This window comes from Methylomonas subterranea, from assembly GCF_024505185.1.
Taxonomy (GTDB): domain Bacteria; phylum Pseudomonadota; class Gammaproteobacteria; order Methylococcales; family Methylomonadaceae; genus Methylomonas; species Methylomonas subterranea.
The window spans coordinates 22,943-34,061 of record NZ_JANIBJ010000041.1 but is presented as its reverse complement, the minus strand read 5'-3'; the positions used below and the strand labels follow the sequence as shown (position 1 = coordinate 34,061).

General features: G+C 51.5%; 10 protein-coding genes and 1 pseudogene. 5 read left to right on the top strand and 6 right to left on the bottom strand.

Going from position 1 to position 11,119, the window contains the following annotated elements; translation table 11 throughout:
- On the bottom strand, positions 1-1,180 hold a 1,180-nt coding region (tyrS, locus tag NP590_RS17665), incomplete at its 3' end, for a tyrosine--tRNA ligase (RefSeq protein WP_371927319.1).
- A 145-nt stretch (positions 1,181-1,325) separates the two neighbouring features.
- Here tyrS and NP590_RS17660 point away from each other — a divergent pair.
- Complete coding sequence (locus tag NP590_RS17660; protein WP_256603974.1) at positions 1,326-2,612, top strand: peptidoglycan DD-metalloendopeptidase family protein; 1,287 nt, start codon at positions 1,326-1,328, stop codon at positions 2,610-2,612.
- Positions 2,599-3,726, top strand: a complete 1,128-nt coding sequence (locus tag NP590_RS17655) for an anhydro-N-acetylmuramic acid kinase (protein WP_256603973.1) — start codon at positions 2,599-2,601, stop codon at positions 3,724-3,726. Before NP590_RS17660 ends, NP590_RS17655 begins: the two co-directional genes overlap by 14 nt.
- 7 nt (positions 3,727-3,733) lie before the next feature.
- Here the strand turns inward: NP590_RS17655 and argC are convergent, their stop codons facing one another.
- Positions 3,734-4,762 (bottom strand): N-acetyl-gamma-glutamyl-phosphate reductase, encoded by a 1,029-nt coding sequence (gene argC, locus NP590_RS17650; RefSeq protein WP_256603972.1) that lies wholly within the window; start codon positions 4,760-4,762, stop codon positions 3,734-3,736.
- Between the two features lie 120 nt (positions 4,763-4,882).
- On the opposite strand from argC, the gene NP590_RS17645 reads away from it, so the two are divergent.
- The gene (locus tag NP590_RS17645; RefSeq protein WP_256603971.1) at positions 4,883-5,860 is read left to right on the top strand and encodes an NAD(P)H-quinone oxidoreductase; all 978 of its coding nucleotides are present in this window, start codon (positions 4,883-4,885) and stop codon (positions 5,858-5,860) included.
- Positions 5,861-6,712 carry a sulfurtransferase gene (locus tag NP590_RS17640; RefSeq protein WP_256603970.1) on the top strand — a complete coding sequence of 284 codons (852 nt, stop codon included), beginning with the start codon at positions 5,861-5,863 and terminating at the stop codon, positions 6,710-6,712.
- Between the two features lie 175 nt (positions 6,713-6,887).
- Here the strand turns inward: NP590_RS17640 and NP590_RS17635 are convergent, their stop codons facing one another.
- Positions 6,888-7,583 carry an outer membrane protein gene (locus tag NP590_RS17635; protein ID WP_256603969.1) on the bottom strand — a complete coding sequence of 232 codons (696 nt, stop codon included), beginning with the start codon at positions 7,581-7,583 and terminating at the stop codon, positions 6,888-6,890.
- Positions 7,584-7,688: 105 nt separating this feature from the next.
- On the opposite strand from NP590_RS17635, the gene NP590_RS20630 reads away from it, so the two are divergent.
- Positions 7,689-7,871 carry a PEP-CTERM sorting domain-containing protein gene (locus tag NP590_RS20630; protein ID WP_371927321.1) on the top strand — a complete coding sequence of 61 codons (183 nt, stop codon included), beginning with the start codon at positions 7,689-7,691 and terminating at the stop codon, positions 7,869-7,871.
- A 147-nt stretch (positions 7,872-8,018) separates the two neighbouring features.
- Here NP590_RS20630 and NP590_RS17630 read toward each other — a convergent pair whose 3' ends face one another.
- The 3 genes and pseudogenes from NP590_RS17630 to NP590_RS17620 all read right to left on the bottom strand — a co-directional run bounded on the left by NP590_RS17630 (position 8,019) and on the right by NP590_RS17620 (position 10,910).
- A complete protein-coding gene (locus NP590_RS17630) occupies positions 8,019-8,930 on the bottom strand; it encodes a glycosyltransferase family 2 protein (RefSeq protein WP_256603968.1) in 912 nt (303 codons plus the stop codon).
- A gap of 21 nt (positions 8,931-8,951) precedes the next feature.
- Positions 8,952-9,065, bottom strand: a pseudogene (locus NP590_RS20625) (chloramphenicol acetyltransferase); the annotation flags it as partial.
- A gap of 423 nt (positions 9,066-9,488) precedes the next feature.
- Entirely contained in the window at positions 9,489-10,910 is a 1,422-nt protein-coding gene (locus NP590_RS17620; protein WP_256603966.1) for a Coenzyme F420 hydrogenase/dehydrogenase, beta subunit C-terminal domain, read from the bottom strand.
- Between the last annotated feature and the right edge of the window lie 209 nt (positions 10,911-11,119).

The window sequence follows — 11,119 nt, the reverse complement described above, 5'->3', positions numbered from 1 at the left end:
CAACTTTGGCAAATTTTCGCTTCCCGACCTGATAAACATGGTTACTGGACACCGGCAAAACAGCTTTGGAGTCTTCCAGTTTTTCACCATCAATTTTTACAGCACCCTGCTTGATCATGCGCAGCGCTTCGGAGGTACTCGCAACCAATCCGGCCTCTTTTAACAGGTTGGCGACCGGCATTCCTTTCGCATCGGCAGCCACTTGAAGTTCGGGCATATTGTCCGGCAAGGCGCCGCGCTGAAAGCGTGCCTCAAAATTCTCCAGAGCGCTCTCTGAAGCTTGCTTACCATGAAACCTGCACACAATCTCCTGACCCAGAGTGACTTTATAGTTTCTTGGATTGGCTCCCGCCAAGCACTCTTTACGCCATTGCTCGATTTCCACCATCGGTTTGAAGCTCAGCAATTCAAAGTAGCGCCACATCAAGTCGTCCGAGATCGACATGATCTTGCCGAACATATCGTCCGGCGCATCGGCAATCCCTATATAGTTGTTGAGTGACTTGGACATTTTTTGCACCCCGTCCAAGCCTTCCAGAATCGGCATGGTTAATACCACCTGCGGTTTTTGCCCATAAATTTCCTGCAGATGCCGTCCCATCAATAAGTTAAATTTCTGATCGGTGCCGCCCAGTTCCACATCGGCCTTCATCACCACCGAATCGTAACCTTGAATCAACGGGTACAGAAACTCATGAATGGCGATTGGCTGGCCGCCTTTATAACGCTTATGAAAATCGTCGCGCTCCAACATCCGCGCCACCGTATGCTTGGCGGCCAATTGGATCATTTCGGCGCTGGACATTGCCCCCATCCATTCCGAATTAAACTTGATCTCGGTTTTTTCCGGATTCAGAATTTTAAATACCTGCTCCTGATAGGTTTTGGCATTTTCCACCACCTCCTCCCGACTCAAGGGCTTGCGGGTTACATTCTTGCCAGTCGGATCGCCTATCATTGCCGTGAAATCCCCGATCAGAAACTGCACCCTATGCCCGGCGTCCTGAAACTGTTTCAGCTTGTTAATCAATACCGTGTGCCCCAGGTGCAAATCAGGCGCAGTGGGATCAAAACCGGCTTTGACCGTCAACGGCCGGTTTTCTTCCAATTTCTTGATCAATTCCGCTTCCAACAGAACTTCATCCGCCCCATATCGCAGTTGGGCCAAGGTTTCTTGCAACAATTTCCTTCTCCTGAAAATAAATACGCTCCGCTCATTATAAATTATCGACCCGACAATTCAGGACAAATTAGGCCGAAAGTTCGCCATATCTAGAAAAATTGCCTACAATGAACCGCTCGACAACCAATGAAGTGTGATTGCTGTGAAAAACAGAATACTCAAGACGGTGCTGTTAAGTGCCTGCACCGTTGTTGCCGCCAGCGCAAGTTACGGACTTATTCCCTACAAAAGCTTTCAAGACCCCAAAGACCTAGAACGAGAACAACTGATATCCTCCAAGGTCAATCAATATACCAATTACGTCGCCCCCGCCCAGCCAGCCGCCTTTTCCGAAGACATGGAACATACGGTTAAATCGGGCGAAAACCTGTCGACCATCTTTTCGGACTTAAATCTCAGCCGGGAGGATTTGCACAAAATCATTCACGCCAATGCCACCGGCAAGCAGTTCGCCGACATGACACCCGGCCAAGACGTGGTCGCCACCGTTAATGCCGAAGGCGAACTCGAACAACTGACCTACGCCAAAACCCCCTTCGAAACACTGGTGGCCACCCGCCACGACGACGGATTCGACGTTAAGCTGCTCAGCAAGAAAATCGATTATCAAGTCAGCAGCGCCAAAGCCACCATACAATCTTCGCTGTTTGAAGACGGTGTAAAAGCAGGCCTGTCCGAAAAAATCATACTGAAACTGGCCGACATTTTTGCCTGGGACATCGACTTCGCCCTCAACTTGCGGGAAGGCGACGAATTCACGGTGGTTTACGAAAAACTTTTCGTTGATGGCAAGGAATTCGATACCGGCGATATTTTATCGGTCGAATTCATTAACCAAGGCAAAACATACACGGCCGTGCGTTTCGAAGACAATCAAGGTCATACCGGTTACTACAGCCCCGAGGGCAACAGCCTGCGCAAGGCCTTTTTACAAAACCCGATGGATTTTGCAAAAATCAGCTCGCACTTTAACCTGCATCGCAAGCACCCGATACTGAATACCATACGCGCCCATAAAGGCGTGGATTATTCGGCCTCCATCGGCACGCCGGTCAAAACCACCGGGGACGGCAAAATTGTTTTTCACGGCATCAAAAGCGGTTACGGCAATGTGGTTGAAATCGAACATGGCCAAAAATATTCAACTCTGTACGCCCACCTTTCCGGATTCAAATCCGGCCAAAAAGTCGGCAGCAAGGTGAAGCAAGGCGATGTGATCGGTTATGTCGGCAAAACCGGCTTGGCCACCGGCCCGCATTTGCATTACGAATTCCGCATTGCCGGCCAACACGTCAACCCGGTTACCGCCAAACTGCCTCGCAGCCTGCCCATGGATAATGCCGTATTGGCCAAATTCAAAACGCAAACCCAGCCACTGATGGCCGCCTTGCAAAAGGCCAAAGGCGACGCCTTGCTTGCCAAAAACTAACCAAAAGACCGAGCTTTATATCGGCTTAATGTCCGGGACCAGCATCGATGGCATCGATGCCGGTCTGGTCGATTTCAGTCAGAGCCCCCCCCGTCTGATGGCTTTTCACTATCAAGCCTTTCCCGACGATTTAAGAAACCGCATTCACCGGATCAGCCTGCCCGATACCGCCATCTTACTGAGCGATTACGGGGCGCTGGATTCCCAGCTCGGTCAATTATTTGCCGAGGCCGCCCTGGCCCTGCTTAATAAAGCGAACATACCGGCTAACGAAATCAAAGGCATAGGCAGCCACGGCCAAACCGTTTATCACGCGCCGGACGGGCCTCGCGGTTTTTCGCTGCAGATCGGCGACCCCAATCGCATAGCGCAAATCACTGGCATTACCACGCTGGGCGATTTTCGCCGCCGGGACATTGCCGCCGGCGGCCAGGGCGCACCGCTGGTACCCGCATTCCATCAAGCCCTGTTTGCCGTCCCCGGCAAGACCGTCACCGTGCTGAATATCGGCGGCATAGCCAATATCAGCGTATTACGCGATCAAAATGTACTGGGTTTCGATACCGGCCCCGGCAACACGCTGCTGGATTACTGGTGCCGGCTGAATACCGGCCGCAATTACGATGCTAACGGCGACTGGGGTCAAAACGGGCAAGTCCGGCCCGCTCTGTTAGATCGGCTGCTGGCCGATGCTTATTTCCAGCAAGCACCGCCCAAAAGCACCGGCAAGGAATATTTCTCGCCAGCTTGGCTTGATTCAAAACTAACGGGGTTCAAAGATTGCCCGGCAACGGATGTACAGACCACGCTCTGCGAATTGAGCGCGACCAGTATCGCCAATGAAATATTGGCGCACGGCCCGGACAGCGCGAATGTACTGGTCTGCGGCGGCGGAGTGCATAACCGGCAATTGATGGCGATGTTGCGCGACAAATTGCCCATGCCGGTGCTTTCGACCGCCGATTACGGCGTCGACCCCGACCAAGTGGAAGCCATGGCTTTCGCCTGGCTCGCTCGGCAAACTCTCAATCACCTCGCCGGCAATCTTTGCAGCGTCACCGGCGCCCACGAACCGGTGGTGCTGGGCGGCATCTATCCGGGCCGACCGGCTTGAGCTCAGCTTAAGGATACAGCGCCACCGTCCGCAAACCTTGCTGTTCCGGCAAGCCGAACATCAGGTTCATGGCCTGTACCGCTTGTCCGGACGCCCCCTTCACCAGATTGTCGATCACCGACAAAATTACCACGGTATCGCTGCCTTGCGGCCGATGCACGGCGATTTGGCAACGATTGCTGCCCCGCACGTTACGGGTATCGGCATGCGATCCCGCCGGCAATACGTCCACGAATGCTTCGTTTTGATAACGTTGTTCGAATAACGCCTGCAAATCGACGTCTTGTTTCAAGCGCGCATACAAAGTGGCGTGAATCCCACGTATCATAGGCGTCAGATGCGGCACAAACGTCAAACCGACCTGTTCGCTAGTGGCCCGTTGCAAGCCTTGTCTGATTTCAGGCAAATGCCGATGTCCCGCCACTGCATAAGCCTTAAAACTCTCGCCGGCCTCACTCATCAAGGATGAAAGTTCGGCTTTCCGCCCCGCGCCGCTAACGCCGGATTTCACATCGGCAATCAAATAGCCCGCATCGACCAGTCCATTTTCCAGCAGCGGCAGCAAACCCAACTGCACGGCGGTGGGATAACAACCCGGACAGGCAATCAGGCGGGCCTCTTGAATCGCCAGCCGATTCACTTCCGGCAAACCATAGACCGCTTCGGCTATCAATTGCGGACTGGCATGCGGCATGCCGTACCATTTTTCCCATTCCGCCACATCCTTGATCCTAAAATCGGCCGACAAATCGATTACTTTGCTGCCGCGCGCCAATAAATCCGGGGCCGTTTGCATAGTCGTACCGTTGGGTGTGGCGAAAAACACCACGTCGCAGTCGGCCAAGCGCTCAACTTCCGGCAGACTGAATACCGCGTCGCACATACCCCTGAGACTGGGATACAGCTTATCCACTCGCAACCCGGCATCGGCGCGCGAGGTTACCGCCGTAACTTCCACCTCCGGATGCAAGGCCAATATCCGCAACAACTCAACCCCGGTATAGCCGGTACCGCCCACAATGCCCGCACGTATCATGTTTTCCGTATCTCGTTCACTAGCAAAAAGACGCCGCAAGCGCCGCAAAAGCGTCGGCTACTCCCGGCATAAAGCCGCATATAATAAAGACTATCGCCATTTTGGAAAAACCCTTTAAGCATGAAAGCGATTCAAATCATTTCCAATTCGGCCGGTAACGCCTTACAAGCGGCCGAAATACCCATGCCGGAGCCGGCACCGCATCAAGTGCTGATCCAAGTCAAAGCCGCCGGCGTCAACCGGCCGGATTTGTTGCAGCGTCAGGGTATTTATCCGCCTCCCCCGGGCGCCTCGGCGGTTTTGGGCCTGGAAGTGGCCGGCGTCATCGTGCAAACCGGCTCCGCGGTCACAGCATTTAAAACCGGCGATGCGGTGTGCGCGCTGCTGACGGGCGGCGGCTATGCCGAATATTGTCTGGCCAGCGCGGCTTGCTGCCTGCCCGTGCCGAGCGGATTCAGTTTCACAGAGGCTGCGGGGCTGCCGGAAACCTTTTTTACCGTCTGGAGCAATGTCTTCCAACGCGGCCGTTTATCTTCCGGTGAAAGCCTGTTGGTGCACGGCGGCGGTAGCGGAATTGGCGGCACAGCCATCCAGTTGGCCAAGGCCTTCGGCCATCCCGTTTACGTGACTGCCGGCAGCAATGAAAAGTGCCGCCGTTGCCTGGCGCTGGGAGCCGACGCCGCCATCAATTACCGTGACCAGGATTTTGTCGAAGCCGTTAACCGACTGACCGAAGGCCGTGGCGCCGACTTAATTCTGGACATGATAGGCGGCGATTACCTGTCGCGTAACTTAAAATGTCTGGCCGTTGAGGGCCGCTTGGTGCAAATTGCCGTCCAAAACGGCGCCAAAAGCGAAATCAACCTGTGGCAACTCATGCTCAAGCGCCAAACCGTCACTGGTTCCACGCTGCGCGCCCGCGACGACGCTTTCAAGGCCGATATTGCTTTACAATTGCGGGAAAAAGTCTGGCCCCTGCTGGAGGCCGGCACAATCAAACCCAACCTGGATTCGGTCTTTCCGCTGGCTGAAGCGGAACAGGCCCACGCCCGCATGGCTAGTAACCAACATTTCGGCAAAATTATTTTGGAGATTTAAATGGCCTACACCACCCTTATTTCCGCTACCGAACTGGCGGCCAATCTGCATAAACCCGACTGGGTGATTTTCGATTGCCGGTTTTCCTTGGCCGACACCACGGCCGGCGCCGCAGCCTATCGGCGGGGCCACATTCCAGGCGCCCGCTACGCGGACTTAAACCTGCATCTGTCCTCCCCCGTCAAAAGCTATACCGGCCGTCATCCGCTGCCGGATTTTAGCGGCCTGAGCAAACAATTGTCTGCCTGGGGCGTCGGCAACCGCAGCCAAGTGGTGGTCTACGACGACGCCGGCGGCGCCTTTGCCGGTCGCCTATGGTGGCTGTTGCGCTGCATGGGCCACACGGACGTCGCCGTGCTGGACGGCGGCATGCAATATTGGCAAAAACAAACCCTGCCCGTCACTACGGTGCTGCCCAAACCTGTCTCCAATCACTTCCGTTGTTATCCTGATCAAAAGCAATGGCTGAGCGCAACCGAGCTTGAAAATGCCTTGGCCGGTAACCGCATCGTGCTGATAGATGCCCGCGCGCCAGAACGCTTCCAAGGACGACAGGAACCCATAGACCCGGTAGCCGGCCACGTCCCCAAGGCCGTCAATCGGCCCTTTCAACTGAACCTGGACAAACAAGGCCTGTTCCTGCCGGCCACACAGCTTAAAAACCAATTCCAGACCTTGCTGCGCTCGCGCCCGCCGGCCGAAGTCGTACATATGTGCGGCTCCGGCGTTACCGCCTGCCATAATCTGCTGGCGATGGAAATAGCCGGCTTGAGCGGCTCCAAACTGTACGCGGGCTCATGGAGCGAATGGATTGTGAATAAAAACCGCTCGGTGGCAACGGAAGCCGCCTAATCAGCTGCCAAGACCAAGGATTTCGTTACAAACGACCTCCTCTGAGAGGTTGTATAAAATCCCCCTCTCCTCGCGGGAGAGGGTTCTGTTATGGCTTTTACGACACCCTTCCGAGGGAGAAGGTACTGTTGCTTCGGAAGCCGGGTTGATAAACCGCCTCCACCCCCTGCGACAATCAAAACCGATAGTTTAGCGCCGCCCTGACCACGTTTGTAGACATGTTCGCCGCCGCAAAACCTTGCGGATCGGAAGCGCCGGCAACTTCCGGCAAACCCATTTTCAGACCTTTACCATAATCGGTATATAAATATTCCAAGCGCGCGGAAAGATTATCCAAAAAGCCATATTCAATACCGGCGCCCAACACCCATCCTGTTTGCGTGGTCTCGGTGGAATAATTATCGTGGGCCTCGTTGGTGTAAGAAAAGCTCATACTAGCAAAGCTGACACCGGCGGTAATAAAAGGCAAGAACCTTTGGATAGCATATCCCGCTCTGATTCTAAGACTACCTTGCAAGTCATAACGACTTTCAAACGAATCGTAAACGTTGCCTTCTACAACGGATGCGTGAGTTTTTGTAGCGGGATAGCTAAAGTCGGCTTCCGCCCCCAACACCAAGCGACTGTCAAACTGATGCAGGTATCCGAACTGAAATCCGGGATTGACATCCGCCGACGTCAGGGTTTCAGCATACCGGCCGTTATCGGACAAAAAATTGTTATGGCGGGAACTGAATTGAGAATCGGTCCAAATTGCGCCCAAATTGACGCCCGCATAGCCCCCGGTCCAGGAACGAAGCGCCGAATCGCCGGCAAATGATACCGGCGCCGACATTACAGCCAGGCAGCCGACAAAAATGGTAAGTTTCATACATAAACTCCAATCAATCATCCAGGGTGAAACGAAGCCTCCTGTGCAAGACATTAAAGGCCCGCCCAATCAACAACAATCAGCTTGCATCTCGACCCATTCAATGTGGGATTTGTCTCACCCGACGCCGAATCCATTGATGTTAATTTTTATAACACCCAAGTGAACGTATCGACAGCAACAACCGTTCCTGTGCCGGCAACAATGTGGCTGTTTGGGACAGGCCTTTTCGCAATTTCAGCCCTTACGAAAAAGATTCGGTCGTACGCGAAACAGACAAATGGTTAGGATTCCGCTCCTAATAACCTCCCCATTGTGTTCCCTCTTCCTCCGCTCGAGGGCTAGGGAACACAATGGGGAAGTTATTTTGGACGGAATCCTTAATAAACTACGCCTATACGTAAAATCCCGGCAAAAACCGGGATTTATCCTTTCTCATAACCGTAAACCGGTCTTTAGTTTTAAAATTTCTTTAATCGTCGCGGCGTCTTGTTCCTTGGCAATCCAACGCTCCGCTTCCAGCATTTTCAAATCCACCAGACAGCGGTACCAGCAGCCCTGCATGAAATGAAAGGCAAAGCCATTTACGCCATCCAGAAAACCCAACTTCAAGAAATAGCGGTATAAAAAATACAATAATGGCCGCACGAAGTACGGCAATTTGGCGTAAATAACCGTTTTTATCCAGCGCTTAAGCTTGGCCTGGCCGCCAACATGCCGAGCCGTCGAAGTGTCGCCAGGCAAAAAGCCGTATTTCAAATTCAACAACTCCAGCATTTCCAAGGTGGCGTATTTATTATGTTTATCCACCCACCAGCCGATGCTGTTTAAGTTGTCGTCGACGATATTGCCCTGCAAGCGCGCCGCGCGGCCCCGCTCCAACACGATATGTTCGTCCATCCAGCGCGGTTCGACGCGTCCGCTGCCGCGCCGGAACACCCGCAACACATCGATGGGGTACATCGCCCCCCGGCGTATCCATTGCCCCATAAACACATATTTACGCCGCACGAAAAAACCGCATACCTCGGCATCCGCTTGCGGCAAGGCACCAGCGAGCTCCTGTTTCAAACCGGCTTCCGCGTATTCGTCCGCATCGATACGAAAAATCCACTCCGTGGAAATATCGATATTGTCCAAGGCCCAGTTAAATTGACTGGCATGATTAACGAAAGCATGTTGATAAAATCGCGCGCCCAGATTTTCCGCAATAGCCTGCGTATCGTCGGTCGAAAAACTATCCACCACCACCACATCGCAGCAAAAGTCCCGCACGCTTTCTATGCAGCGTTTGATATGTTGACTTTCGTTAAATGTCAAAATAATGGCCGTTATATCCGCTTTCATTTAATTGCCGTCCCGCAAAATACGTTTTTTGATGAATTTAGCCGGGTTACCGCCCACCACGGACCACGCTTCCACGTCTTTAAACACGGCGGAGCGGGCGCCGATTACCGCGCCTTCGCCCACCTTTACCCCCGGTGCAAGAAACGATTCCGCGCAAACCCAGGCATGATCGGCAATTTCAATGGGAGCATGCGTTAACGGCTTGGATAATAATGTTATGTCATGCGAGGCGGTACAAATAAACGAACGTTGGCTTATAGTCACATTAGAGCCAATTTTGATTTTATCGACCGAATATAACTCAACTTTATTGGCAATACAGGTTAGATCGCCAATTTCCAAATTCCAAGGAGCCCAAATAAAACAGCTTGGATCAATTTTACAGCCACTACCAATTTTTGCGCCAAATAACCTTAAAATTAAAACTCGCCACTTCCAAAATAATATGCGCGGCGTCCAACAATAAAATAATGTATAAACTAAATACCATGCAAAGCGAACAAACCGCAATTTTTTGGTGAGAGAATCCACATAAATTCTTTGCTTAGCCATAAATAATCAATTAAATATACGCCGTTTAAACTTAAGAACGATCCGCGTAATTCGATTAATTAAAGAACGAAAAAATGAATTTCGCAACTCCATAAAACGTAACTTTTTAACCAGCGGCTCCATTTTGTTAAGATATACATCGTAATTATTGGCTACTAATGAATCCTTAAATGCTTGCCTGGATATTTTCGCCACTTGAATTCTAGCGTCGTAAATATTTTTTCTGGCCCTGGAAATATCAAAGTCGCCCGGCTTAACGCGCTTCTCAGGTGTCCAACGACCTTCGGCTTTAGCTTTTTCTAACCGGTAAGACAAGCCTTCGCGACGATGGCGAAAACCACCCGACTGGGACTGGGCAGCTTCTTCCGCTAAAACCTGATTTAAAAACAGCCGCCCGTCATTCTGAGCATTGGCCACTATCTGGCTTATATGTGAGTTTCGAATAATAAGTAAGTTTGTGCCGCCTGAGTCAACTTCATATTTGGAAATCCACGCGTCGCCAATCGTTATATCCGCTGTTTCTCCAACAACATCATCACAATAATCGCAAGCGTTTAACATCAGGGCGCCGGCGTTAAACTTTCCGCCAACAACCGATGCGGAATTTTTTATTAACGGCGAATCGTTTTTAGGTGTTGCAGTAAACACATAAGCCCTGGCAGGAATATCCGGGCCCTTTGTCCTGTATTGAAAGGCAGCTAAATCGTTGGGATGAATACCGGCACCCCAAGCCAAAGATAATGTCCAATGCACGCTTTTTAAATGTCCGCAAATTAACGAGGCAACATATTTAATACGCTCTGCAATAAGGGGATCTACGCGTTGCAATCGTCTAACCGCCTTACTGAAACAAGGAACGCCAATAAATAAATATCGCCCTGGCGATTCTCTAACTATATTCATAACCTCCGATATTTCAACGACATGATAGCGGGTTTTTGCGCCAGTATTGACTTCCTCAACTGAACGGCTAATTGCGTAAGCAAAATACGGCTCGCCGTCCGATCGCTCATTAACGGGTTTTACGTGAATTACACCGTCGATTTCGCCCAATCGTAATAACTCGGCACCAAGCCATGTTCCCATGCCTCCGGATGTTCCGTTTTCCCTATAGGAACCCTCCTTAACAAAACCGGCATAAATCGAATGATAAAATCCAATTTGAGAGTCAAAATTACAATCCGATTCAAACAATGGACGCGCTAATACATCCTCATTCAACTCCGGAGATAAAAAAGGGCAAACAGAGGGTAATTCAGGCCTTAAGTGAGCGTTGCCATCTTTAATCCTATCCAAATCCGGATTGAATTCACCATACGAATTTAAATGCATTTTGGTATTCAGGGTTAAAGCACAAGCGCCGCACCCGGAACAAAAACCACCGTCTACAATAGCTTTCAGTTGGTTAATATCGTTGGTGTTAAGCATAATAATGAAGAGATATTAAATGAAAAGGATGTAACAATTCAGTGAATGCCAGCCGATGCGGATCAATTGCGTAGGTTGGGTTAGCTCGATAGAGCGTAACCCAACAATCCAAGCCATTGCGCCGCCATAAGCCAATGCGTTGGGTTACGGCTAGCGCCTAACCCAACCTACGCTGAATAGTTACAAAAAGAAATTATATTTTAGACACC

What these genes read in the sequence shown, in the direction of transcription:
- argC (WP_256603972.1), bottom strand. Translation starts at nt 4,762, where the DNA reads ATGATACGTGCGGGCATTGTGGGCGGTACCGGCTATACCGGGGTTGAG.
- NP590_RS17645 (WP_256603971.1), top strand. Translation starts at nt 4,883, where the DNA reads ATGAAAGCGATTCAAATCATTTCCAATTCGGCCGGTAACGCCTTACAA.
- NP590_RS17640 (WP_256603970.1), top strand. Translation starts at nt 5,861, where the DNA reads ATGGCCTACACCACCCTTATTTCCGCTACCGAACTGGCGGCCAATCTG.
- NP590_RS17635 (WP_256603969.1), bottom strand. Translation starts at nt 7,583, where the DNA reads ATGAAACTTACCATTTTTGTCGGCTGCCTGGCTGTAATGTCGGCGCCG.
- NP590_RS17630 (WP_256603968.1), bottom strand. Translation starts at nt 8,930, where the DNA reads ATGAAAGCGGATATAACGGCCATTATTTTGACATTTAACGAAAGTCAA.
- NP590_RS17620 (WP_256603966.1), bottom strand. Translation starts at nt 10,910, where the DNA reads ATGCTTAACACCAACGATATTAACCAACTGAAAGCTATTGTAGACGGT.